25 protein-coding genes are annotated in these 25,346 nt (G+C 39.3%); 19 read left to right on the forward strand and 6 right to left on the reverse strand.

Features of this window, described 5'->3' with window-relative positions:
- Nucleotides 1-119: 119 nt before the first annotated feature.
- On the forward strand, nucleotides 120-1,373 hold the full coding sequence (locus Q4597_RS04190; RefSeq protein ID WP_303404843.1) for an NAD(P)/FAD-dependent oxidoreductase: 1,254 nt from the start codon (nucleotides 120-122) through the stop codon (nucleotides 1,371-1,373).
- A gap of 54 nt (nucleotides 1,374-1,427) precedes the next feature.
- On the opposite strand, the gene Q4597_RS04195 is transcribed toward Q4597_RS04190, so the two are convergent.
- Together Q4597_RS04195 and Q4597_RS04200 are read right to left on the reverse strand one after the other, a co-directional pair.
- Entirely contained in the window at nucleotides 1,428-1,847 is a 420-nt protein-coding gene (locus Q4597_RS04195; protein ID WP_303404844.1) for a hypothetical protein, read from the reverse strand.
- 113 nt (nucleotides 1,848-1,960) lie between these two features.
- Entirely contained in the window at nucleotides 1,961-2,374 is a 414-nt protein-coding gene (locus Q4597_RS04200; RefSeq protein ID WP_252735727.1) for a hypothetical protein, read from the reverse strand.
- A 210-nt stretch (nucleotides 2,375-2,584) separates the two neighbouring features.
- Here Q4597_RS04200 and Q4597_RS04205 point away from each other — a divergent pair, with 210 nt between their 5' ends.
- Nucleotides 2,585-3,427, forward strand: a complete 843-nt coding sequence (locus Q4597_RS04205) for a DMT family transporter (RefSeq protein WP_303404845.1) — start codon at nucleotides 2,585-2,587, stop codon at nucleotides 3,425-3,427.
- Nucleotides 3,428-3,719: 292 nt separating this feature from the next.
- Here Q4597_RS04205 and Q4597_RS04210 read toward each other — a convergent pair whose 3' ends face one another.
- Together Q4597_RS04210 and Q4597_RS04215 are read right to left on the reverse strand one after the other, a co-directional pair.
- Nucleotides 3,720-5,789, reverse strand: a complete 2,070-nt coding sequence (locus Q4597_RS04210; RefSeq protein ID WP_303404846.1) for a pitrilysin family protein — start codon at nucleotides 5,787-5,789, stop codon at nucleotides 3,720-3,722.
- Between the two features lie 73 nt (nucleotides 5,790-5,862).
- Nucleotides 5,863-7,185, reverse strand: a complete 1,323-nt coding sequence (locus tag Q4597_RS04215) for a pitrilysin family protein (protein WP_289061237.1) — start codon at nucleotides 7,183-7,185, stop codon at nucleotides 5,863-5,865.
- Between the two features lie 169 nt (nucleotides 7,186-7,354).
- On the opposite strand from Q4597_RS04215, the gene Q4597_RS04220 reads away from it, so the two are divergent.
- The 3 genes from Q4597_RS04220 to rpmA all read left to right on the forward strand — a co-directional run bounded on the left by Q4597_RS04220 (nucleotide 7,355) and on the right by rpmA (nucleotide 8,991).
- Entirely contained in the window at nucleotides 7,355-7,819 is a 465-nt protein-coding gene (locus tag Q4597_RS04220) for a DUF4199 domain-containing protein (protein WP_303404847.1), read from the forward strand.
- A 185-nt stretch (nucleotides 7,820-8,004) separates the two neighbouring features.
- On the forward strand, nucleotides 8,005-8,652 hold the full coding sequence (gene rplU, locus Q4597_RS04225; RefSeq protein WP_215435927.1) for a 50S ribosomal protein L21: 648 nt from the start codon (nucleotides 8,005-8,007) through the stop codon (nucleotides 8,650-8,652).
- A gap of 78 nt (nucleotides 8,653-8,730) precedes the next feature.
- A complete protein-coding gene (gene rpmA, locus Q4597_RS04230; protein WP_303404848.1) occupies nucleotides 8,731-8,991 on the forward strand; it encodes a 50S ribosomal protein L27 in 261 nt (86 codons plus the stop codon).
- 183 nt (nucleotides 8,992-9,174) lie between these two features.
- Here rpmA and ahcY read toward each other — a convergent pair whose 3' ends face one another.
- Nucleotides 9,175-10,491 (reverse strand): adenosylhomocysteinase, encoded by a 1,317-nt coding sequence (ahcY, locus tag Q4597_RS04235; RefSeq protein WP_215435924.1) that lies wholly within the window; start codon nucleotides 10,489-10,491, stop codon nucleotides 9,175-9,177.
- 82 nt (nucleotides 10,492-10,573) lie between these two features.
- Between ahcY and Q4597_RS04240 the strand changes: the two genes are divergently transcribed.
- The 11 genes from Q4597_RS04240 (at nucleotide 10,574) to Q4597_RS04290 (ending at nucleotide 18,525) form a co-directional block, all read left to right on the forward strand.
- The gene (locus tag Q4597_RS04240; protein WP_289061248.1) at nucleotides 10,574-11,206 is read left to right on the forward strand and encodes a 4'-phosphopantetheinyl transferase superfamily protein; all 633 of its coding nucleotides are present in this window, start codon (nucleotides 10,574-10,576) and stop codon (nucleotides 11,204-11,206) included.
- Nucleotides 11,207-11,266: 60 nt separating this feature from the next.
- Complete coding sequence (locus Q4597_RS04245) at nucleotides 11,267-11,527, forward strand: thiamine-binding protein (protein ID WP_215435918.1); 261 nt, start codon at nucleotides 11,267-11,269, stop codon at nucleotides 11,525-11,527.
- The gene (pnuC, locus tag Q4597_RS04250) at nucleotides 11,511-12,149 is read left to right on the forward strand and encodes a nicotinamide riboside transporter PnuC (protein WP_303404849.1); all 639 of its coding nucleotides are present in this window, start codon (nucleotides 11,511-11,513) and stop codon (nucleotides 12,147-12,149) included. The genes Q4597_RS04245 and pnuC overlap by 17 nt, the downstream gene beginning before the upstream one ends.
- Nucleotides 12,104-12,691, forward strand: coding sequence for an AAA family ATPase (locus Q4597_RS04255; RefSeq protein WP_215913140.1), 588 nt, complete (start codon nucleotides 12,104-12,106; stop codon nucleotides 12,689-12,691). Before pnuC ends, Q4597_RS04255 begins: the two co-directional genes overlap by 46 nt.
- The gene (locus tag Q4597_RS04260; protein WP_303404850.1) at nucleotides 12,672-14,210 is read left to right on the forward strand and encodes a DUF4301 family protein; all 1,539 of its coding nucleotides are present in this window, start codon (nucleotides 12,672-12,674) and stop codon (nucleotides 14,208-14,210) included. The genes Q4597_RS04255 and Q4597_RS04260 overlap by 20 nt, the downstream gene beginning before the upstream one ends.
- A 229-nt stretch (nucleotides 14,211-14,439) precedes the next feature.
- Nucleotides 14,440-14,745 carry a hypothetical protein gene (locus Q4597_RS04265; RefSeq protein ID WP_215435913.1) on the forward strand — a complete coding sequence of 102 codons (306 nt, stop codon included), beginning with the start codon at nucleotides 14,440-14,442 and terminating at the stop codon, nucleotides 14,743-14,745.
- 358 nt (nucleotides 14,746-15,103) lie between these two features.
- A complete protein-coding gene (locus Q4597_RS04270) occupies nucleotides 15,104-15,409 on the forward strand; it encodes a hypothetical protein (protein ID WP_215913138.1) in 306 nt (101 codons plus the stop codon).
- A gap of 484 nt (nucleotides 15,410-15,893) precedes the next feature.
- On the forward strand, nucleotides 15,894-16,202 hold the full coding sequence (locus Q4597_RS04275) for a hypothetical protein (RefSeq protein WP_303404851.1): 309 nt from the start codon (nucleotides 15,894-15,896) through the stop codon (nucleotides 16,200-16,202).
- 71 nt (nucleotides 16,203-16,273) lie between these two features.
- Nucleotides 16,274-16,579, forward strand: coding sequence for a hypothetical protein (locus Q4597_RS04280; protein WP_215913136.1), 306 nt, complete (start codon nucleotides 16,274-16,276; stop codon nucleotides 16,577-16,579).
- Between the two features lie 78 nt (nucleotides 16,580-16,657).
- Entirely contained in the window at nucleotides 16,658-16,963 is a 306-nt protein-coding gene (locus Q4597_RS04285; protein ID WP_215438724.1) for a hypothetical protein, read from the forward strand.
- A gap of 179 nt (nucleotides 16,964-17,142) precedes the next feature.
- Complete coding sequence (locus Q4597_RS04290; RefSeq protein ID WP_303404852.1) at nucleotides 17,143-18,525, forward strand: sigma-54 dependent transcriptional regulator; 1,383 nt, start codon at nucleotides 17,143-17,145, stop codon at nucleotides 18,523-18,525.
- On the opposite strand, the gene Q4597_RS04295 is transcribed toward Q4597_RS04290, so the two are convergent.
- Nucleotides 18,500-20,980: an ATP-binding protein gene (locus Q4597_RS04295; RefSeq protein ID WP_303404853.1), complete on the reverse strand. Its 2,481-nt coding sequence runs from the start codon at nucleotides 20,978-20,980 to the stop codon at nucleotides 18,500-18,502. The two genes, Q4597_RS04290 and Q4597_RS04295, sit on opposite strands and share 26 nt — an antisense overlap.
- Before the next feature lie 381 nt (nucleotides 20,981-21,361).
- On the opposite strand from Q4597_RS04295, the gene Q4597_RS04300 reads away from it, so the two are divergent.
- From Q4597_RS04300 to Q4597_RS04310, 3 genes are all read left to right on the forward strand, one after another.
- Entirely contained in the window at nucleotides 21,362-23,527 is a 2,166-nt protein-coding gene (locus Q4597_RS04300; protein WP_303404854.1) for a TonB-dependent receptor, read from the forward strand.
- A 121-nt stretch (nucleotides 23,528-23,648) separates the two neighbouring features.
- Nucleotides 23,649-24,629, forward strand: a complete 981-nt coding sequence (locus Q4597_RS04305; protein ID WP_303404855.1) for a Gfo/Idh/MocA family protein — start codon at nucleotides 23,649-23,651, stop codon at nucleotides 24,627-24,629.
- Between the two features lie 51 nt (nucleotides 24,630-24,680).
- On the forward strand, nucleotides 24,681-25,340 hold the full coding sequence (locus Q4597_RS04310; RefSeq protein WP_215913130.1) for a hydrolase: 660 nt from the start codon (nucleotides 24,681-24,683) through the stop codon (nucleotides 25,338-25,340).
- The last annotated feature ends 6 nt before the right edge of the window (nucleotides 25,341-25,346 follow it).

Raw genomic sequence — 25,346 nt, forward strand, 5'->3', positions numbered from 1 at the left:
AATTTATAATAATTAGTGAATCAATGTCTTAATTTAGCACACAATACAATGTTCTGGTAACAGAAACCGTTTCCGAAACCAATAGAAACCTTGGATTCTTTCATTTTAAAATCAAATAAATGCAACAAGAAAATGTTGACGTACTCATTATAGGCGCAGGGCCATCCGGTTCCGTTGCTGCTGCCTATCTTTATAAACAAGGGCTTAAAATTAAGGTTGTTGAGAAGAGTAAATTTCCCCGGTTTGTAATTGGTGAAAGTTTAATTCCAAGATGTATGGACCATTTTGAAGCGGTTGGTTTGTTGGATTGTCTTAAAGCCATGAATTTTGAAGTTAAGGACGGCGCCCGTTTTATGAATAATAAAGGGGTCGTGTGTAATTTTGATTTTAGTAAGAAGCATGGAGATGGATGGGATTGGACGTGGCAAGTACCACGGGCAGATTTTGATAAGGCCTTAACGGACGAATTGCAATCCTGGGGCGTGGATATTGCTTTTGAACAAGAGGTGACCGCAGTTGATTTTTCCAAAGACGGTTCGTCTAGCACAACTATAAAGGGTATAGACGGAAAAGTATCTACGGTTCACGCTAAATTTATAGTAGACTCCAGTGGTTTTGGTAGGGTGTTGCCCCGTTTGCTAGATTTGGAGAAACCATCTGAAATACCCATGCATTCTTCAATTTTTACCCATGTGGAAGATATTAAAAGACCTGAAGGTAAGGAAGGAACCATCATTACTTTTGATGTAATTGATACCGATACTTGGCTTTGGGTAATTCCTTTTTCCAACGGTTCTACAAGTATTGGGTTCGTGGGAAAGACGGATTATATGGAAGCTTTTGAAGGCACGAATACAGAGAAACTTCAGCAAATGATGAAGCTTTCGCCATATTACTTTGATAGGTTTGATGGTGTTGATTACACGTTTGAACCGCGAATGATTAAGAACATCGCAAAGTCTGTAAAACAACTATATGGTAAGGGTTTTGTGCTGACCGGTAATAGTGCGGAATTTTTGGATCCGGTATTTTCATCTGGGGTTACGTTTGCTGTGGAGTCGGCACATTTGGCATCTCAGTTAATAGCCAAAGAATTAAATGGTGAAAAAGTAGATTGGCAGACCGAATATACGGATTATATGTTGGAAGGAGTGAATGTATTTTCTACTTACGTAAAGGAGTGGTATACCGGAAATCTACAAACAATTTTCTTCCACAGTACGGAAAATCCGGTTATTAAGGAGCAGATTTGTGCTGTGCTGGCGGGTTATGTATGGGATAAGACCAATCCGTTCGTAAAGAATCATAATAGATTGGTAAAGACCGTTGCCCGTATAGCGGATATGGAAATGGAAGCCCAGAACAACTCTTAAAAATCTATTAAGGGTCTAGTTGATGTGGCCGTTGAAAATTTGGTTGGGGGTATTCTAGTTGTTCAAAACGGCTTGTGCTTGAGCAAGGCTTAAGTCTATTTCTTCATCTAATTGGCTTACCTTTTTCTCTTCTTCTAACAACCATTCTTGTTTTTTAGGAGAGAGCGTCTTGCCTTTTAGCATTTCATCTGCATCAAAACGTTTTCCAAAGTTCTCCATCCAAATCATCATAGACTCGTTCGCATTTTTTAAATCTGCGATGGCGTTCTCGTATTTTGATTTTTTATACGAGGCGTTTGCTTTGGTCTGCAGCTTGTTGATTAGTTTGGAAACTAAAGGCATTTTATCCATTACTACATCATGGGATTTCATGACCTCTTCCATTTTTGTAGGCGGGGTAGTGGTGGTTTGTGCATTAATAGCAGCTGTACCCAAAACAAAAATTGTAGCAACGGTTAAAAACAAGTTTTTCATAGCAATAGGACTTTAGAAATTCTGTGCTTGGTAAAAATACGGGTTACGCAGGGCTAGAGGTTTTATTTATCTGCTAACGCATTGTTTTTTCGGTATACTACGCAATGCAAGGTTTATTTTTTCAATAATTCTTCGGCATTTTGGATGCTTCCGTTTATTTGATCTCGTAAGTCCTTCACTTTTTCTTCCTCTTCATTCAACCAGATTTGCTTTTCTTTGGACAGTTCTTTGCCGTTAAGAATCTCATCTGCGGTAAAACGTGAGCCAAAGTTTTGCATCCAATCCATCATACTTTTGTGCGCGGCCTGCAGTTCTTTACGGGCTTCCTTATATTTTAGGCCAACCTCTGTGCTGTCTTCCTTGCTGCTCAGTTCACCAACAAGTTTCCCCATTTTACTTATTTCCGGCATTACTTCGTCATGTATGGCCATAACGCTTTTCATCTGGGTAGTTTCTTTTTTTGAATTGCAGGAAAAGGTTAGCAAGGTAAATGCAAATGCTACAAATAGGGCTATTTTTTTCATCATTAGTTTTTTGCAAATATAATACTCCTGCAACGGTTAAAATAGCAGACGGAAATCAAAATTATGTGATAGTTGAAATTTGTGATCGTTTGGGTGTTTTGATATACAAGTACGTGTTGTGTTTTCTAAAAAAAGCCGCATCTTTACTTCTTTGTTTTTGACGCTATTCAACCCCAAGGAAATTTGAACGATTACAGTAAAAAATGGCTTTATTTGGCTCTACTATCTTTAGTGTGGGGCTCCTCGTTTATACTTATTAAAAAGGCTTTGGTAGGTCTAACGCCAATGCAATTGGGAGGCTTACGAATTGTATTTGCTTCATTAGTATTGTTTTTGTTCGGTTTTAGAACTGTTCGTACTTTAAGTCTTAAAGATTGGAAATGGATAACATGGGCAGGTTTGTTAAGTTCTTTTTTTCCGCCTTTTTTGTTCGCTTTGGCGCAGACCCAGATTGATAGTGGCGTGACGTCTATATTTAATTCGGTTGTGCCGCTGTTGACTACCATTGTAGGAGTGCTTCTTTTTGGAGCAATTATTACCAAAAGGCAGGTGGCCGGGGTGTTCATTGGTTTGGCGGGTACGGTAGCGTTAATTGTTGTGGGAATGGATTTTAATCCCGATCAAAATTATTTGTACGCCATATTTATACTGCTTTCCGCTCTAGGTTATGCGCTTAATATTAATATTATAAAGAAACATTTGTCACACTTAAGACCGTTGGCGGTTACAACTTCTAGTTTCGCAATAGCGTTTCTTCCAGCATTGGGCTTAGTCTTTTATTCAGGGTTTTTCAACGAGGTTTCCGGCAATGTAGAAATGCAATCTTCTTTATGGTATCTTCTTGCATTGGCTATTATTGGTACTTCTATTGCTAATATTTTCTTCAACAAACTTATAAAGTTATCAAGTCCGGTTTTTGCTGCTTCGGTAACGTACACCATTCCCTTAGTGGCCATCTTTTGGGCGGTTTTTGACGGAGAATCACTTAACGCCTATCAATTGATAGGTGGGGTTGTGATTTTGTTGGGTGTCTGGATGGTCAACAGAAAAAAATAAGATTCCTTGTGCAAGTTGTTCCAATGCAATTATGATATTGAAAGAAGTAAGTTACAGAAATCATCGCTTTGTTGAAAGATGGTTATTCCAGCGCTGCCAGTATTGTGGTTAACTTTAAGGATAACAACGGGGATTAAGACCTGTGGTTTTACTTCGCTAGCCATTTTATTTATAAAACTTGGATGCAGTTGGGTAGTTTCAAAGCAACCATCCCTTTAATAAATACGGCCAAAGAATAGGGTGAATTCCCCATTGCTTTGGCCGTATAAAGAGTTATGTTTATCTATCGTGCTTACTCAAAATCGGTTTCAGAAACTCCTTCGTTCACTTTTATTTCCGAAACAATAAATTCAAAGCGTTGAGGTCCTACGGTCTGTGCCATTATAAACGGGAACTGTATGCCGGAAACCTCTTTGTAATCCATGTAGTTTATGGTGCTGGTCATAGTTTGGCCACCCATTTCGGCTGTTGTAGTTTCTTGAACTTTAAGTCCGCTTGCTACATCGTAGAAGGCTGTTTTTTCCGCAGTTATTTTAAGTTTATAGGCTTTTTTGCCATCAATATTTTCCACACCTTCTAAAGTAACATCGCTGTTAAGGTAATTGAGCTCGGGAAAAGGGGCGGCTTCATCCTTTACTTTTATAATTTCTTCCGGACCCATATCTTTTTGTTGTCCTTGCATCACCATATAGCCTTTTTCTCCATTAAATACTTGTTTGCTCATGGAGTTGCCGGCAACTTTTACATCTTGCATAAACTGGTCTTTTGCCGTTTTTTTAACTTCAAGGTTCAGTTTCATGCCTTGCATTTCCGCTTCGGCCAAAAGAAAATAGGACTCAACTCCGGCCAGTTTTTCTTTTCCTCCTATTGCTTTAATATAGTTGTTCAGAACTGTTTGCGCGGTAACATCTGCCGGCAGACTAGCATTGTAGTCCGGTTTTTCGGTAGCATTGGCATACTTGTCAAAATATTTGACCGGAACCTTTTTGCCCTTGAACGTTACATTCTCTAAATTTTCAAGTATTTCACTGCCCTTACCGGCTACAACAATACGAATGTTGTTCGGTTTTAAGTATTTCTCTGCCGCTTGCTGTACGTCTTCTATGGTAATCGCATTTATTCTCTCAAGATAAGTCTTGTAAAAATCTTTGGGCAGGCCTTCGGTTTCAATATCCAAGGCATAATCTGCAATGGTAGAAGGGTCTTCCAATGCCATTACAAAACGGCCAGTGTATTTAGCTTTTGTATTTTCTAGTTCTTCCTTAGTAACCGGTTCGGTACGAATGCGTTCAATTTCCTTTAAAATTTCAACAACGGAACTATCCGTTACGGCATTACGGACACTGGCAGTAGCCCTAAAACGAGCAGGTACATATTTATCATTGCCCAAACGGGAGTATGAACCGTAGGTATAGGCCTTGTCTTCACGTAGATTTAGGAACAAACGTCCTTCTCCGCCACCGCCCAAGATTTCATTGGCCATTAGTGCAGATAGGAAATCCGGGTCTTTTTTCTGTAGGCTTACCAAGTTCTCTACCGTAATTTCAGATTGAACGGCATTGGGAACGTCTACAAAATTGATTTGTGTGTATTGGGCGTCCGCAGGTTTTGAGAAACCAAAAGAAGGCGGTACCGCTTTGGTCCAAGGTGTAAATTGTTCCTTTACCAAAGTTTTTACTTCATCAAACTTTATATCTCCCACAATAACCAAATAGGCATTGGCAGGAACAAAGTAGTCTTCGTAAAATTGAATAACGTCCGTAAGGGTTACTTTGTTAACGCTTTCTTCGGTCATGAACTCTCCATAAGGGTGTTTTTTAGTGTAGGCCAGAGCCAAACCAACCCTACCCGAAATAGCGGAAACACTTTTTTCTTCGGATTTTAGGCCGGTTATAATTTTCTGTTTTTCCTTATCAAATTCATCTTGGGTAAAGTTTGGGTTTAAACCGGCATCTGCCATAAGCTCCAATACTCTAGGAAAATATTTGGAAAGCGAGCTGGCAAATGCACTTTGGGAACCAAAATTAATACGTGCTCCCAGAAAATCCACCTCCTCGTTAAAGTCGTCTTTTTTGATGTTTTTAGAACCTTTGCCCAACAAACTACCGGTTAAAACCGAAACACCTGCCTTGGCTCCTTCTAGAACAGGAGGGTTGTCTATACTTAGTTGAATGGAAACCCGTGGGAGTTTATTGTTTTCTACAACTAGGACCTTTAATCCGTTTCTGAGTTCAAAAGTTTGTGGGTCTTTCAGGTTTATTTCCGGAGCCGGACCTGCTTCCGGCATTTGGCTACGGTCTATCTGAGCCTGTCCTACGAGGACAAAGGCAAGAAGAAATAGGGTTGTAAATATATTTTTCATGAATAGTGTTTTTTCTTTTGGCGAAATAATAAAAATGGAACGGCGGTTTCTTTGATCCCGCTATGCATAGTTTTTAATTGGATTGTGATTCTTCAGGAAGATAATCTATAATTACCCGTTGTTCAGGTCTTAGGTACTTGTTCGCTACTTCCATGATCTCTTCGCGGGTAATGGACCTAAAAATGTCTATTTCTTTATTGATAAGCTCTGTATCGCCATACAACAAATAGTTACGCGCCAATGAATTTGCTATGCCTTCTACGCTAGAATTTGAGTTTACGAATTGGTTCTCAAACTTGTTCAGTAGTTTTTGATGGTCTTTTTCTGAAATTAGGCTATCCCTAACTTTTGCAATTTCCTCCTCCATTTCCGTATTTAGGGTCTCAAGACTGGTTTCTCCTACGGGAAGCGCATATACCAAGTACATGCCGTAGTCTTCCTGTCCTACATTAAAAGCACCAACTTGCAGTGCCTGTTTTTGGTCGTCTACAATTTTCTTGTATAACTTGGAACTACGACCATCACTCAAATAAGTGGATATCATATCCAGAACATAGGCGTCTCTTTCTTTAAAACCAGGGGTTCTATATGAAATAACAGAGGCCGGAATCTGTATGTTGGGGTCATAGGTCTTGGTTCTAACCTCTTTAAGAATTGGGTCTTCTTTGGGATAGTTACGAGTTATTTCCTCACCTTTTGGTATGGAGCCAAAATAGTCTTCCACCATTTTTTTGGTGTCGGCTATATCAATGTCACCGGCAACTACCAATACCGCATTGTTAGGTACGTAGTATTTATGGTTATACGCAACAACATCATCTAGGGTTGCGGCGTCCAAATCCTTCATATAGCCAATGTTAGGGTCTTTGTAAGGGTGCTTTTTGAACAGATTTTTACCTACAACGGGAATGAGTTGGCCGTAGGGCCTGTTGTCATATCGAAGCCTTTTTTCTTCCTTGACCACTTCTTGTTGTGTGTCAATACCTTTTTGATCAATAACGGGGTGCAACATGCGCTCGGATTCTAGCCAAAGCCCTAATTTTAGATTGTTGGAAGGGAACACCTCGTAATAATAGGTGCGGTCTTGGGAAGTGTTCGCATTGTTTTTACCTCCGTTGGAAGAAACGATTTCAAACCATTTGCCGCGCTCTATGTTCTTGGTGCCCTCAAAAAGCAAATGTTCAAAAAAATGGGCAAAACCGGTACGCCCTTCGGTACGGTCCTTTCCGCCCACATGGTACATAACCGAGGTTGTGACTATAGGCGCCGTATTGTCTTGGTGAAGAATTACATGAAGTCCATTATTGAGTTCGTATTCTTCATAAGTTACCTCTTGGGCCTGAAGGCAGAGCCCGGCCATAAGAAGAAAGCCTCCAGTAAATAGTTTGTTTTTCATTGTGTAGTGTTTAGATATTTTGTTAGTAGTTGACCAACTGGTATTGTTACACGAATATATCTGTTTTTGTAAGAAAAGTTAACTCTATCGCTTTTAATTAACACCTTTTTATAGCATCGTTTTAAAATAATTATTACCTTAAAGAATTGAACTTCAAAATATTATAAAAATGAAACAATATGCTCAACCCATTAGATTTGGAATCGCTACGAGCGGTTGCTTGATTGCTTATTTTTTGATACTCTCATTGTTTAATTTGCACACTAATATTTTTTTTAGTCTTTTTAATGGTGTCATTACAGGCTTTGGAATTTATGAAGCAATCAAGTATTTTAAATTGAAAAACCCGGATAGTTTTGACTATGGAAAGGGGTTTACCGCTGGTTTGGTAACCGGTTTTGTAGCTACATTGGTATTCACCATATTTTTCGCCTTCTACAGTACGGAACTAAACGGTATGTTTTTGGAACAACTGTCTACTGCCTGGTTCAATGATTACAAAAGTTTTGAAGGAATAGTATTCTTTACCGTTGCTATAATGGGGTTTGCTACATCTTTGGTGTTGACTTTATCGTTTATGCAACTCTTTAAAACAAGTCGTAATCTTAAGAGAAAATTGGTCAATCATCCCTGATAAAGAGGTTGATTGAAATAATGTAAAAGCTGCAATTTTATTTTGCGGCTTTATTTTCGGGCTTTGGACTCAAAAAATGAGGGTAAAATATCTAAAAAACACTTGTGGGTTAACGATTTAGACGTATATTTGCATCCGCTTATTGAAAAAATGGGCGGAAACAATAAACTAATATATACACAATTATGTACGCAATCGTAGAGATGGCAGGGCAGCAATTTAAAGTTGCGAAAGACCAAAAAGTGTATGTTCACCGTTTACAAACTGAAGAAGGTAAAAAGGTAACTTTTGACAATGTACTTCTTTTAGCGGACGGAACGAACATTACTGTAGGCGCCCCGGCTATAGACGGAGCCACTGTTGAGGCAAAAGTCGTTAAACACCTAAGAGGTGACAAAGTAATCGTTTTTAAGAAGAAAAGACGTAAAGGGTACCGTGTTAAGAACGGTCACCGTCAAGCTTTGACCGAAATCGTAATCGAGAGCATCGTTGCGAAAGGTGGTAAGAAAGCTGCTGCTCCTAAGAAAGAGGAGAAGCCTGCTAAAAAGGAAGCTGCACCAAAAGCTGCCGCTCCTAAGAAATCCGGAAAAGCGGACGACTTGAAAAAAGTTGAAGGAATCGGTCCAAAAATTGCCGAGACTTTAATCGCTGCAGGAATTTCTACCTTTGCCGAATTGGCAAAGACAGATGCTGCTAAGATTTCTGAAATCATCGCAGATGTACGTGGTAACCACGTAACAGACACATGGCCTGCACAAGCTAAATTAGCCGCTGAAGGTAAGTGGGATGAGTTGAAGAAATGGCAAGACGAATTAGATGGTGGTAAAGCATAATTGCTAACCCCTTAAAGTATAATCAATATTGTGCAACCTGAAGTTTTCTAACGGAAGCACTTTTAAAAACCTAATATCATGGCACACAAAAAAGGTGTAGGTAGTTCTAAAAACGGTAGGGAATCAGAATCGAAACGCTTGGGCGTTAAGATTTTTGGTGGCCAAGCCGCTGTTGCCGGAAATATCATCGTTAGACAACGTGGTACAAGACACAATCCAGGTGAGAATGTGTATGCCGGTAAAGACCATACATTGCATGCCCGTGTAGACGGACTAGTAAAGTTTGAAAAGAAAGCTGGTGGAAAATCTTATGTTTCCATAGAGCCGTTTGAGGCTTAAGAAGTATTTCTTTTATCGTATAAAAACCCTTTCCAAGTTTTTGGAGAGGGTTTTTTTGTGTTTACATGTCAGTTGAATTTTGACGAAATAGTGTCTCCTGATTTAATGGAAAAAACAAAAACCCCTTACACTTCTGTAAGGGGTTTCAATTCTAAATAAAAATTATGTCTTGACTACAATATTCTAGTATCTGTAATACTCAGGCTTAAATGGACCTTCAACCGTTACGCCAATATATTCGGCTTGTTCCGGATTAAGTTCCGTAAGCTCGGCACCTAAACGAGACAGGTGTAAAGCAGCTACCTTTTCATCTAAGTGTTTAGGTAGCATATATACCTCGTTTTTGTAATTAGCGCTGTTGTTCCAAAGCTCTATCTGTGCCAAAGTTTGGTTCGTGAACGAGTTACTCATTACAAAGCTTGGGTGCCCTGTAGCGCAACCTAGGTTTACCAAACGACCTTCGGCCAATACAATAATATCCTTGCCATCAATAGTGTATTTATCTACTTGAGGTTTTATGGTATCCTTGGTAGCTCCATGAGTTTTGTTCAACCAGGTCATATCGATTTCATTATCGAAGTGGCCAATGTTACAAACAATGACCTTGTCTTTCATAGCCTCAAAGTGCTCTGGGCGAATGATGTCTTTATTACCTGTTGTGGTAATAACAACATCTGCGGTACCTACTACAGTTTCCAATTTTTTAACCTCAAAACCGTCCATACAGGCTTGAAGCGCACATATAGGGTCAATTTCAGTAACGGTCACAATTGATCCGGCACCTCTAAAAGAAGCAGCGGTACCTTTACCAACATCTCCATAACCGGCAACTACAACTTTTTTACCTGCAAGCATGGTATCAGTAGCACGGCGGATAGCATCTACGGCACTTTCACGACATCCGTATTTATTGTCAAATTTTGATTTAGTAACCGAGTCATTTACGTTAATGGCCGGCATAGGTAAAGTTCCCTTTTTGACACGTTCGTACAAACGGTGAACTCCAGTAGTGGTTTCCTCGGAAAGACCTTTAATGGCTCCTGCCAATTCTGGATAATCATCCAGCACCATATTGGTAAGGTCGCCACCATCATCTAAAATCATGTTTAGGGGCTGGCGCTCTTCACCAAAGAACAAAGTTTGTTCAATACACCAGTTAAACTCCTCTTCGGTCATACCTTTCCAAGCGTATACTGGAATACCGGCAGCGGCAATGGCAGCGGCAGCATGGTCCTGAGTAGAGAATATATTACAAGAGCTCCAAGTAACATCGGCACCCAAGGCTACCAAAGTTTCAATAAGCACAGCGGTTTGGATGGTCATGTGAAGACATCCGGCAATTCGGGAACCTTTTAAAGGTTGCTCTTCTCCGTACTCTTCACGTAAGGCCATAAGTCCTGGCATTTCGGCTTCTGCAAGTTCAATTTCCTTTCTTCCCCAGTCCGCCAAAGAAATATCTTTTACCTTATAAGGTACATAAGAAACAGTTTTGGTATCCATATTCTTTTTTATTTTTTACTTTCGTTATATTAGCTAAACAGCTATTTGTGGTTGCAAAGTTAAGAAAAACGTATAGAACCATATGCCTCTTTATAAGATAGTAAAGGTAAATAAGGACACTAAGGTGTACATCTGGAAGGTTACCGAAACAGAACAGGAGCTTTCTAAGGGTATAGACCTGACCGCGCATTGTCAAAACCGAATGGATGGTATGAAATCCGAACTACATCGTAGAGGGTTTTTAAGTATCAGGCATTTAATGGCTGAGGCCGGTTATGTTGATAAGGACCTTTTTTATGATGAATTTGGTAAACCCCATTTAAATGATGGTAATAAGATAAGTATTACCCATTCAAACCATTTTACGGGTATCATTATAAGTAGTAAGAACGAAGTAGGTATTGATATTGAAATGCAGCGCGAAAAAATACTGCGTATTGCCCATAAATTTACTCCTATTGAAGAGTACCGTACCATTGCCAATACAGATGCCCTAATACGGAAGCTTACCATAGTTTGGGGGAGTAAAGAAGCACTTTACAAGATATATGCACAACAAGGCCTAAGTTTTATACATCATATAGATGTATCGGACTTTACTTTTGACAGTGCGGCTACCACTGCCGAAATTTTATACCACGGAGATTTATCCCACTATCAAATACGTTTTATGGAGTTTGAAGGTTTCACTTGTGTTTATGCAATAAAGAGTTGAAATCAATAGTACGAGAACTAAAGATCACGTTAATAGTACCCCTTATAATAATCCTAGAAAATGAACATATCTGTAGAGCTTACTTTTTCTCCTCTTCAAGACGATTTTGAGAAGCACATTATAAATTTCATCAAAAAACTCCGCGCTTCCGGTCTTATGGTTTTGGAAAATCCGTTGAGCACTCAAGTTTACGGGGAGTACGATCAGGTAATGGATGTTTTAAAAAATGATATAAAAGAAGCTTTTGAATTAATGGATAAAGGTCTGTTGTTTATGAAAGTAGTAAAGTCTGACCGAAGCTCGTATGAACCCCATTTTTGATTGGATTTTTGCCCAGTACGAAGGCACGCCTCTACACTTGGTAGTGCTAGAAATTATTGGGGTAATTTTTGGTTTTCTTAGTGTCTGGTTCTCAAAGAAAGAGAATATTCTGGTTTTTCCTACCGGAATTATAAGCACGGCCATCTTTGTCTATATTCTACTGGTTTTTGGACTTTTAGGAGATATGCTTATAAACGCTTACTATTTTAGTATGAGCGTATACGGGTGGTATGTATGGACAAGAAAAGTTGATGACACCCATTTTATTCCCATTACACGTACCTCTAAAAAGGAGAAACAATGGTCTGTTCTGCTGTTCGTGGGTACTATAATTTTTGTGTGTCTGATTTATCTGTTTTTTGATAAATTTAATAACTGGACGGCCTATGTGGACACCTTTACTACCGCAATTTTCTTTGTGGGAATGTGGCTTATGGCCAAGAAAAAAATAGAAAATTGGGTGTATTGGATTATTGGGGATATCATTAGCGTTCCCCTTTATTGGTACAAAGGCCTTATATTTACTTCTCTGCAATATTTCTTGTTTACAATTGTTGCAGTTTACGGTTATCTCGCATGGAAAAAAAGTTTGAACAAGAGCCCTCAGACATTGTTAAAGTAGTATTGTTCGGTCCGGAATCTACTGGAAAGACCACACTTTCCGATCAGTTGGCAAGGCACTATAATACCGTTTGGGTGGCAGAATACGCAAGAGAGTATCTGCAGAACAAGTGGAACAATGAACGAAAGACCTGCGAGCCTAAAGATCTTTTACCTATTGCCGAGGGGCAGATGAAGTTAGAGAACGAACTCTCCAAAAAGGCTTCGGACCTACTCATTTGCGATACAGATTTGCTAGAGACCAAAGTATATTCAGAAGCTTATTATCTTGGGTATTGCGATCCGGTTTTGGAGAAGCATGCATTAAATAATCATTATGATTTGTATTTGCTTACCTATATAGATGTGCCGTGGGTGGGCGATGATTTAAGGGATAAGCCCAATGAGCGGGAGCGCATGTTCCTCTATTTTAAAGAAACCTTGGAAAAATATAATCGTAATTTCATTATATTGAAGGGCGATAGAAAGGAGCGCCTAGAAACCGCTGTAGAACACATAGATAAATTATTGAATAAAAGATTAGATGACACTAACAGAAAATGATTTGGCTTTATTGGCCAAAAAGGGAATTTCAGAAAAAAAGGTACACGACCAAATAGAAACCTTTAAAGAAGGTATTCCGTTTGTGCAGTTGGAAAAAGCCGTTACCGTTGGTGAAGGTCTTTCTAAGTTTACCCAGGCCGAAGAGAAGGAACTGATACAAAAATTTGATGCTTCGCAGAGTAACTTATCCTTGTTAAAGTTTGTGCCTGCATCCGGAGCAGCATCGCGTATGTTTAAGGCGTTGTTTAATTTTTTGGATGCGTATGATCCATCAAAAGAAACGTTAGACAGTTATTTTGAGCGTACAAATGACAAAGCTTTAAAAGCTTTTTCCGAGGGAATGACCAACTTTGCCTTTTATGATTTGGTAAAACAACGTATTGCGGGTAAAACTTCGTCCAAGGATGAAGAAGTGTATTTATTTGTAAAGGAAATGATGTCAGAAGATGCCCTGAACTATGGTTTTTACCCTAAAGGTCTTTTGCCGTTCCATAATTACGGAGATTACACCGCTACTCCTTTTGAGGAGCATTTAAAAGAAGCGGCGGTTTATGCCAAAACTGGCGATACGGCAGAGTTGCATTTTACGATAAGTGAGCAGCATGGCGATATGTTCAATACGGAATTCAATACCGTAAAAGAGCGTGTTTCCGCAGCAACCAATACTTCTTTCAAAGTAACATATTCCAATCAAAAAACATCTACGGATACCATAGCTGTAGATATGCAAAATGAGCCATTTAGAAATGGCGATGGTTCTGTTCTGTTCAGACCAGGTGGTCATGGCGCACTTATAGAAAACTTGAACGAGCAAGAGGCGGATATCATTTTCATAAAGAATATAGACAATGTTACCGTACCAAAATTTGCAGGTGAGGTTGCAGATAGTAAAAAGGTACTGGCCGGGGTGCTTATAACGGTTCAAGAAAAAGCGTTTGACTTTGCAAAGCGTTTGGATAATGGGGATGTAACTGCACAGCAGTTAGATGAAATCAAGAGCTTTTTAGAGAACGATCTTAATGTTCGTTTTTCAGATAGTTTTTCAGGTTTTAGCATAGGTGAACAAATAGAGGTTTTAAAGGACAAAATCAATAGGCCTATACGTATCTGTGGTATGGTTAAAAATGAGGGAGAACCTGGCGGAGGTCCGTTTTGGATCAATGATAGAAAGGGTAATATATCGCTTCAGATAATAGAATCGGCTCAAATAGATATGGAGAATGACCAACAGGCCGGTATTCTTAAGAATTCAACTCACTTTAATCCTGTTGATTTAGTGTGTGCTGTTAAAAACTACAAAGGCGAAAAGTATAACTTAATGAATTTTGTAGATGTAAAACAAGGTTTCATTACCGGTAAAACTAAAGAAGGTAGGGAGTTGAAGGCATTGGAGCTTCCTGGATTGTGGAATGGTGCCATGGCTTTTTGGAATACCATATTTGTAGAAGTACCTTCTTCTACTTTCAACCCGGTTAAAACTGTAAACGACTTGTTAAGACCTGCCCATCAGGTAAAATAGGTTGTCTTACTGGTAACTCAAATAATTGTTTACTCAAAAAGTGTGTAATTTTTACACACTTTTTTTGTTTTTTACACATGTGTATACATTGTGTCTTAAACAGGTTACTGGTGTATTGTGTTGATGTTTAGGTGTTTGTGGTCTGTTTAAGTTAAAAAACACTCTTGGCATTATTTTCTCTTTATACTAAGCAGTATCAAAACAAATCAATAATTTAAACACACACAAAATGAAAAATTTAATGTTTGCTGCAGTATTGTCTTTAGGTACAATGACTGCTTTTGCTCAAGAAGAAGAAACAGTAGTAGAAGAAGTAGCAACTGAGGTTGTTGAGTCTCAAGATGCATATGCTGAAATAGCTGCGGAAGAAGTTCCTGCTGCTATCTCTGAAGCTCTAGAAGCTGCTCACCCAGGAGCGACTATCTCTAAAGCTTACATGAACGAAGAAGCTGAATATAAATTAGAAGTTGCTAAAGAAGATGGCGAAACAGCTGAATTATATGCTGACGCTGAAGGTAACTGGATTGAAAAATAAGCTAAGTAGTTAGCTATTAAGTAAAAATGTTAGTAGAAAAGCCCTGTCTCATATAAGACAGGGCTTTTCGTTTTTAGTGATTTTCAAGTTTTGTTACTTAAGTTTTCCAAGTGCTCAATTTTACTTGCTCCTTGGTCATTGTCTGTATGGGTGGTAGAAGCTGTATTGCAATTGAACCATAGAAGGGCGGGTTCGTGTATAATTTACACATTACACACCTAAAAATACACACATTTACACACTCTAAATATGCTTGTAATATTATAAGTATCTAGAATACAGTTATTTGTGTTGTTCAGGGTGTTTTGGTATCATTATTTCTATATACATATCAGAATATTAAATAAAGCATACGATTATGAAAAAAATATTTATCACAGCAGTTTTCGCAATAGGAAGTCTTTCAGCTTTTGCTCAAGAAGAAGCAACAGCAGTTGAAGCAACAGCAACAGAGGCAGTAGCCGCTCAGGACGATTTTTCTGAAGTATCAGCAGATGAATTGCCGGAAGCTGTAACAGCAGCAGTTGCTAAAAACTATCCTACTGCATCTATAGACAAAGCATACGCTAACGAAGCGAAACAATACAAGCTAGAAGTATCTCTAGAAGATGGTACTGCAGGTACTTTATATGCTGACGAAAATGGTAACTGGATTGAAATGTAAATAACTTGAGTTATTTGTTTTGTATCAAGTTGGTTTGGTCAGAAAGGGGTTGCATCTGCAGCCCCTTTCTATATTTAATAAGGTTTCGGTTTTAAACTATTTTGTCCGCTATAAAGGGCTTCTCTAAACCTGAAGTGAAGTATCCGGTGTAATCTACATCCGGATTTTTTTGGATTATCACTTTTCTGTATTTGTCATTTTATAGCTCGTTATGGGAGCCAATAGTTTTGATGTTGCTTTCTGTAATACCATTTTGCTTTAATGGTAGGCCAATTGTGCACTTAACAGGTTGGTGATCGAGTAATGTATACTGTGGAATTATTACCCAAATGAAACAGTATTTTACAATAATACACACTTTCAAAAAAGAGAAAATATTGTAAACACCTGTTATTTAGTGTATTGTGGTTTTTTAAAATATTGGTATCATCTTTTCTATATACTAAGGGAAATCAATTATTAATAAACATAAGACCTTAATATCATGAAAAAATTATTTATCACATCTGTATTCGCTTTAGGAAGTTTAACTGCATTCGCTCAAGAAGAACAAGCTGCCGAGGCTGTTGAAATTGCAGCAACCGAAGCTGTTGCTCAAGAAGAGTTTTCTGAAGTGGCTTTAGAAGAAGTTCCAGAAGCTGTAACTGCAATGGTAGAGACTAACTACCCAGGAGCAACTATCAACAAAGCCCACAAAAACGAAGCTAACCAGTACAAATTGGAAGTTTCTTTGGAAAATGGTACTTCTGGTGCCCTAATCGTTGATGAAGAAGGTAACGCTATTGAGCAATAAGAATCACCTTAAAGAGTTCCCCCAAATAAATTAATTACCACTATATATATTCACATTAAAATAAGAACAAAATGAAAAAATTATTTATCACCACCGTATTCGCATTAGGAAGTTTAACTGCATTCGCTCAAGAAGAGCAAGCAACTGAAGCTCAAGATACAGCCACTGAAGCTGTAGCTCAAGAGGAGTTTTCTGAAGTAGCTTTGGAAGAAGTTCCAGAAGCGGTAACTGCAATGGTAGAGACTAACTACCCAGGAGCAACTATCAACAAAGCCCACAAAAACGAAGCTAACCAGTACAAGTTGGAGGTTTCTTTGGAAGACGGTACTTCTGGTGCCCTAATCGTTGATGAAGAAGGAAACCCTATTCAACAATAAGAAGGATTAACTTCATTGTTCCCCCTATTACAATAACATATCACCATTAATTATTAACATATATAAAATAAGCATATCATGAAAAAATTATTTATCACCACCGTATTTGCACTAGGAAGTTTAACTGCATTCGCTCAAGAAGAACAAGCAACTGAAGCTCAAGATACAGCTACTGAAGCTGTAGCTCAAGAAGAGTTTTCTGAAGTAGCTTTGGAAGAAGTTCCAGAAGCTGTAACTGCAATGGTAGAGACTAACTACCCAGGAGCAACTATCAACAAAGCACACAAAAACGAAGCTAACCAGTACAAATTGGAAGTTTCTTTGGAAGATGGTACTTCTGGTGCCTTGATCGTTGATGAAGAAGGTAACGCTATTGAGCAATAAAAATAGCTAAATTATCGGAAGAGATTCCGAACCAATTTTGAGAAAGGAACCGTGCGATAACGGTTCCTTTTTTGCGTTTTGGACCACTTCTAAAATTATCTTTTATGATAAATTTAGAGGAGAAACAGCTTTCTTGTGCTATTTTTACGTAGATAGATACAGAACACTAGATTGCTTTTATGCCAAACCTTTTAATCATTGAAGATGATGCCGCATTTTGTCAAATGCTTCAAAAGTTTTTGACCAGACACGGTTACGAAGTAGAGACCAGTTTTACTGCCCCAGATGCCAAAGATAAATTCGGTAAAACCAATTTTGATTTGATTCTGACCGATTTACGTTTGCCCGATTATGACGGTATTCAACTTCTAACGGATATCAAACAGGTAAGTCCGCAGACCCAAGTTATTGTTATGACGGGTTATGCCGAAGTAGGTACTGCCGTAAACGCCATGAAAAAGGGAGCGTTCGACTATATTTCAAAGCCTTTTACTCCAGAGGAGATTGTGATGATTTTGGATAATGCCTTAAAGGTAGAATCCGCTACAGTGGTAAAAACGGCTCCAAAAACCAATGAGGGAAAAAATAGTGCCGAGCCTAAAGTTGAGAAACAGCCAAATCAAAATAGTGGCAAGAGTACTATTGTTAAAGGCATTAGTGATGCCTCTAAAAAGCTGGATGATTACATAAAGCTAGTGGCACCTACAGATATGTCCGTATTGATTACTGGTGAAAGCGGTACCGGAAAAGAAGTAACCGCTAAGGCAATTCACGATAACAGTAAGAGAAAAGATTTTAATTTCATTGCTGTAGATTGTGGGGCTATACCCAAAGAATTGGCTACAAGTGAGTTTTTTGGACATATAAAAGGAAGTTTTACCGGCGCGGTAGAGGACAAAATCGGAAATTTTGAGGCGGCCAATAAGGGAACCTTGTTTTTGGATGAGGTAGGAAACCTATCTTATGAAAACCAGATACAATTGCTTCGGGCCCTTCAGGAACGAAAGATAAAACGTGTAGGGAGTACCAAAGAAATAAATGTTGATTTACGAATTATTACGGCAACCAATGAAGATTTAACGGAAGCCGTGGAAAAAGGAACTTTTAGAGAGGACCTTTTTCACAGATTGAACGAATTTTCTATTCAAATACCTTCGCTACAAGAACGTTCCGACGATTTAGTGCTTTTTGCGGAAAACTTCTTGAACAAGGCCAATGCTAGTTTAGATAAAAATGTAGATGGTTTTTCCGGAGAAGTTTGGGAGGCCTTTCAGGAATACCATTGGCCGGGTAACTTAAGGGAATTGCAGAACGTTGTAAAAAGAGCGGTACTGTTAACCACAGGTGATGAGGTGCAATTGGATGCCTTGCCCAAAGAAGTACTTCAGCCGCAAGAAAAGGAAACTCCCGTAGAGAATTTTTCAAAATCGGAATTTGAAAAAGACCGAATCATCAAAGCTTTAAAGAAAACTAATTTCAACAAATCAAAAGCAGCCAAATTACTACAGGTGACCAGAAAGACGCTCTACAATAAAATTAACCATTATAATCTGGATTTGTAGCCAGGCGTTCTTCCAATTCCGTCACCAGTTTTCTAACATCGTGTTTTAGAACCGTAAATGAGCTAGAGAGCATATCCGGGTCAAGGTCTTGGGGCGTACAGAGCTCCATTTTTTCCAAAAGTGTTACACAGTTTTCTACTTTTAATTGCCTGAACATGGGTAGCATGCGGTGTGCCAAATGGTTTACTTGTGGGTAATCATTTGCGGTTACCGTTTCTTCAAGAAGCTGCATGTTGGTTTTGGTATCGCTCAAAAATGTTCCTAATACGTCTTGGATGGCATCTTCGTTTTTTCCTAAGAACGAATGGATAATATCAAGATTGTACAGCTTAGGACCTTGATCGGAGACTTCTGTTTTTTCTTCGCTCTCTTCTTGTTTTTGGGTAGTTATGCCCAGTAATTTCAGCGTAGCTATGAGTTCGCCTTTGGAAAAGGGTTTTTGCAAGACTTGAGAAAAACCGACTCCTATATACGCTTCGGGCCCTAAATCCCTTCTGCCGGTCATCGCAACTATAGGTTGGTTCGTGTAGTGTTTATATACCCCGGATTGCAGCTTTTTTAAGACTTCAAAACCGGTTACCTGTGGCATTTGAATATCGGTCAATACTAAATCATACGCAAGATGCGAGTCTTTTTCTATAGATAGAAAATTGGTAAAGGTATGCGCTGTAATTCCCATACTTTCGGCCAGTTCCCTTAACATATGTAACAGGGCCGTATCGTCATCAATAATAAGCATGCGCAGTTTTGGTGCCAAATAGGGCATTTCTTGGGTGGGTTTCTCTACTGCATCCGTTATTTCCAGAGGAAGCAACAAGGTAAATGTGCTTCCCAAGCCCAGTTTACTTTCAAGGGTTAATTTTCCTTTGAGAAGTTCTGCCAATTTTTTGGATATGGTAAGTCCCAATCCGTGACCACCAAATTTCTTGTCGGTATTACTATCCGCTTGCGTAAATTCTTTAAATATAAGATGTTGTTTTTCTTTGGCGATACCAATACCGGTATCACTTACCTGAATACGTGCAAAAATGGCTTTGTCCTTTCCTTTTTCCGCGGTAGCGGTAATTTTAATTTGTCCTTCTTCTGTAAACTTAAAGGCATTACCCATGAGATTGGTGAGGATTTGTCTGATCCTAAAGGGGTCTCCCAATACGGTTTGCTGTAATTGAGGAGCTATTTCCAACACTAATTTTAAACCTTTGTTGGCGTGAATTGCCTGTAGGTTTTCTGCGGTTTCCTGAATAAGGTGCGCAGGTATAAAGGGTACTTTCTCAATTTTGAGCTTACCGGCCTCTAATTTAGAAAAATCCAATAAATCATTTACCAAATTCCCCACATACTCAGATGCCGATTTTACGTTTTTAATGTATCCGCTCTGCTTGCGAGATAGTTCTGTGCTTTCAAGCAATTCGCTATAACCGCTAATGGTATTTAGGGGTGTTCGTAGGTCATGGCTAACGGTAGAAATTAACTGTTCCCGACTTTTTAAAAGGGATTCCGAAAATTTCTTCTCTTTTTCCAATCGTACCCGGTAGGTCTGTACTTTCCAATAATCCCTGGTAATGAGGAAGGAGAATATGCCAACAATGAGAAAACCTAGTAATGCGGCCATACCGGCAATACGCGTGGTTCTTTTTAAGGTTTCCCGTTTTACGATACTGGTATTGTAACTGCTCGTGATTATTTCTTTTTCAAATGCGGCAATGATATTTTGGAGCTGTCTAGACAGTTCAAGGTCGTTGCGGTTAGCCTCAATTTCTTTTTGGGCCAAAGAGCGTTGTGATCGTGTATCCACAAATTTTGCTCTGCGCAACATGGCTTTTGAAACGTTCAAAATAGAGTCTACATAGGCGGCATTCTTTGTGTTGTCTCCGGAATTTGGTGCGTTTCTGTTAATCAAATCGGCATATTCGCGTAGTGACTGCTGTACTTTGGGGGAGAGTTGTTCAAAATTTGTAAATAGATTCTCGGCAGAGAATTTACCGAACGATTCTTCTATTTTTTCAAATTCCTTAAGTGCTTTGTCCAAAGAGTTGGCGGAATTGCTTTTGATTTTTAAACTACGTAGTTCGTTATTGTTGTTCACCTTTTGGTTCAATAGAACCTGCAGGCTGTCCAAAAGTCCTTTTTGTTCTTCGCCCAGCATCAACTTCTTTAGCGTGTCAATCTCTACCTGTATGGAGTCAATTTTAAGGGCGTAGGCATCAAAATTTAATTTTTCATTGCTCTGCAGCGCCAGTTTAGACAGACTTTCCGCTTCGTAAAGATTGGTCATTAAAGAACTTGTACGTAATAATTTTTCATCGTTTACCTCGGCAGTTTCGGTAGAAATGTAGGTTTGTATTTCGGTGTACACAAAATACCCTACACCCGCTGCCAATAATGCCAAAATAAGGTAGCTGGCAATAATTTTCAAGGTAAACTTGTTCTTGGATTTTCTAGAGGTGTTCGCCATAGGGGATCATGTGTACTAAAGGTGTTTTAAAAATACGTATATAATGCGTTTAGGGTTTACAAATAACCGTTAATTGTTTGATCCAATTGGTTAGGAAGCGGTCCTGGTAGGTCTTTTGCTTGAATTAGTTATGAAATATGGAAGTCCGTACCTATCTTTGCGCCATCTCAAAGGGGTGCAAACTCTTGTTGTATCAGATAAAACCAACCGTGTTTTGTTTGTTTCAGGATGAGCTGAGATTATACCCAATGAACCTGGGCGGGTAATGCTGCCAAGGGATAGTGATTCTATCACTTCTTGGAATTATGTATGTCCACTACCGGATGGAAATCAATCTAAAATCAGAATAACGCCCCTTTTATTCGTAGCTAATTTATACGAATGAAATACATTGTAATACTAGCGGTCTTTATAGGAATAATAGGCCCAGCTTTTGCTCAAGAAAAAGAAATTGACTCTGTAACGGGCAAGGAAATAAACCTAGATGAAGTATTTGTTTCTGCCATAAGGGTCAACAAGGCCACTCCTGTTACTTTCTCCAATCTAAAAAAGGAAGCGTACGCCTCCCGTAACTTGGGTCAGGATATTCCTATTCTCATGAACTTTTTGCCGGGTGTGGTAACTACCTCAGATGCCGGTGCAGGTGTTGGGTACACAGGTATTCGGGTACGTGGTAGTGACAATACACGTGTAAACGTAACTATTAACGGTATACCCTACAATGATGCTGAATCTCACGGTACGTTTTGGGTAAACATGCCGGATTTTGCTTCGTCTACGGAGAGTTTGCAGTTGCAACGTGGTGTGGGTACCTCTACCAATGGTTCAGGTGCTTTTGGTGCTAGTCTTAATTTGTTGACTGATGCGGTTGCGGATGAAGCGTATGCTCAAATTTCATCTTCTATAGGCAGTTTTAAAACGTTGCGGAACAATATAAAATTCAGTACGGGATTGCTAAACGACCATGTTGAAATTTCAGGGCGACTTTCAAGAATAAGTTCGGATGGGTATGTGGATAGGGCTTCGTCAGATTTGGATTCCTATTTTTTGCAGGCCGCCTATACGGATGAAAAAACGCAGTTAAAAGCATTGCTATTTGGAGGGCATGAGGTTACTTACCAATCTTGGAACGGGATAGATGCACAGACATTAAAGGATAACAGAACCTATAATTCCGCAGGTGCTTATACAGATGAAAATGGAGATGAGCAGTTTTATGACAATGAGGTGGACGACTATAAACAAAACCATGCGCAGTTTCTTTGGAATCAGCAACTATCGGATACATGGAGTACCAATGTGGCGTTTCACTTTACAAAAGGGAGTGGTTTTTTTGAACAGTATAAACAAGAAGATAAGTTTGCCACTTACGGTTTTGAGCCTATTGTAGTGAATGGGGATTCTGTAAATACAACAGATTTAATACGCCGCCGTTGGTTGGATAACAAGTTCTATGGGGCTGTATTCTCTGCTAATTATACCAAAAATCGTTTAGATGTTATTTTAGGCGGAGGGTGGAATTCCTACCAAGGGGATCACTTTGGGGAAGTAATTTGGGCACGTTACGCTACGGATAGTCAAATCCGTGATAGGTATTATGAGGACGATTCCAATAAATCCGATTTCAATTTTTACACAAAAGCCAATTATGGGCTAAACGATAAGTGGAGTCTTTTTGCAGATTTGCAATATAGAAGGGTGGGGTATACGGCTAATGGCGAGGAAACAGGTCTGGTAGATGATACGTTTCACTTTTTCAACCCTAAAGCCGGAGTGGTGTTTGATCTAAACCGAAACAACAATTTTTATTTCAGTTATGCGGTGGCCAATCGTGAGCCCAATAGAAACGATTACGAAAGCGGAAGCCCAAAACCTGAAAAACTAAACGATTTTGAGTTGGGGTGGCGCTATGTGTCCACATCATTTCAATTGAATGCCAATGCCTATTATATGAGGTACAAGGACCAACTGGTGCTAACAGGGCAGTTAAACGATGTGGGAGCGCCCTTGCGTGCCAATGTGGGAGATAGCTACCGTGCAGGTCTTGAGTTGGATGCCAATGTATTTTTAGGTGAAAAATGGCAAATTCAACCCAATATTGCCATCAGTTCAAATAAGAATTTAGATTTCTTTTTTGAACGAGACGGGGTGCTGCGCGACCTTGGGAATACCAATATTGCGTATTCTCCAAATGTGGTCATAGGCAACCGTTTTGCGTATTCTCCGGTAAAAAATCTTCAGATTTCGGCACTGTCCAAATACGTAGGCGAGCAGTATATGGGTAATATAGATTCAGAAAATTCTATTTTGGAAGCCTATTCGCAAACAGATTTTAACGTGCAGTATGTGCTTAATTTTAAGTCGGTAATAAAGCGTATCACTTTATCTGCACTGGTAAATAACATTTTTGATGAGGATATAGTCTCCAACGGATATTTCTATACGTATGATGATAATTCCTCAGGTTCGGTTCAGACTTTTGAAGGAGCAGGATATTACCCTCAGGCGGGTACTAATTTCTTATTGGGAGCAACGGTTAGGTTTTAAGTGCGATAGTAATTTTTTCCCTAAACGGATTGCGTCAATAACTTGTTGAATTAGTTTCTCTACGCTTTACAAGCTGTTCTTAAATCTGTTATTTTTACTACAGATTCAAAGTATGGACTATATGGAAGAAAGAACAAAAGTTCGCTGGGGTATTTTAGGTTGTGGAAATGTAACCGAGGTAAAAAGCGGACCTGCCTATCAAAAAACAGAAGGTTTTGAGGTTGTTGCCGTCATGCGCCGTAATGCGGAAAAAGCAGCGGATTATGCTCAAAGGCACGGTATATCCAAATATTATTCAGATGCAGAGGCATTGATAAATGATACCGAAGTGGATGCCGTCTATATTGCCACTCCTCCTGATAGCCATAAACTGTATGCATTAAAAGTTGCTGCTGCGGGAAAGCCTTGTTGTATAGAAAAGCCCATGGCTCCGAGCTATGCGGATAGTCTTGAGATTCAGCAGGCGTTCACAGAGAAGAATTTACCGTTGTTCGTAGCGTATTATCGCCGGTCATTGCCTCGTTTTTTAAAGGTGAAAGAATGGTTGGATGCTAATGAAATAGGACAAGTGAGACATATTCGTTGGTTTTTGGGAAAGCCTCCCAATGCTATGGACTTAAGTGGTGCATACAATTGGCGTACGGATGCCAAAGTAGCCCCGGCAGGTTATTTTGATGATTTGGCCAGTCACGGTCTAGACCTTTTTACTTATCTGTTGGGAGATTTTAAAAACGTCTCGGGCACTGCCTTGAACCAACAGGGGCTGTACTCGGCCAAAGATGCAGTAACAGGTCATTGGATTCATGAAAACGGAATTACAGGTTCCGGTACTTGGAATTTTGGCACTCACCAAAGGGAGGACTTAGTGGAAATTAACGGGAGTGAAGGTAAAATCAGTTTTTCTGTTTTTGAAGAGGCCGATGTGGTCCTTGCCAATACAAAAGGAAAAACACAATTGTTCATAGCGCACCCGGAGCATGTGCAGCAATTTCACGTAGAAAACTTGAAAAAAGACCTGTCTGGTGGAAAACGGCATCCTTCAACCGGAGAAACAGCTTTGCATACCAGTTGGGTAATGGATAGTATTTTGGGTAAGCTGTAACGGGCTAGGTCCATCGCTTTTAAAATTTCACAAAGAATTTATTCCAACTATATGAAAAAAATACCTGCTTTTGGTAGCAAGCTGCGTAAGAACATTGTGTCGGTTCCCGAAATTATAGATGAGTGCTCGGGAATACGGGTTTTTGGGCAGTTGTTGAAGTCCTTTCTGTTTAGTACGGATGTGGCCATTATTAGAAATACAAATGCCAATGCCATTATTGCCGTATATCCTTTTACACCACAACCTACCATTTCCAACGCGTTGATTTTGGCGGCGGACAAACCTATTTTTTGCGGAGTGGGCGGAGGTATTACAACCGGTAACCGTTCTGTAGAGTTGGCGGTGCATGCAGATTTTCAAGGTGCTTTGGGTGTGGTCTTGAATAAACCGGCACCTAATGATCTTATCAGACAGTTAAAGGATAGAATAGATATACCGGTAACCATTACCATAGTATCCGAGAAAGATGATATAAAAGGGAGAATAAAAGCGGGGATTGATATTTTTAATGTTTCCGGTGCAGGAAAAACGGCCGATATTATTAAGCGCATACGCGATATTGATGAAGAGGTGGCTATTATAGCTACCGGAGGAAAGACAGATGAGACCATTCAATTGGCCATAGAAGCTGGTGCCAACGCCATATCATATACACCTCCAAGCTCCGGGGAATTATTTAAAGATATTATGGAGCGTTATAGGAACGAATAAGCGCGT

It is taken from the genome of Zobellia sp. 1_MG-2023, assembly GCF_030549125.1.
GTDB lineage: Bacteria > Bacteroidota > Bacteroidia > Flavobacteriales > Flavobacteriaceae > Zobellia > Zobellia russellii.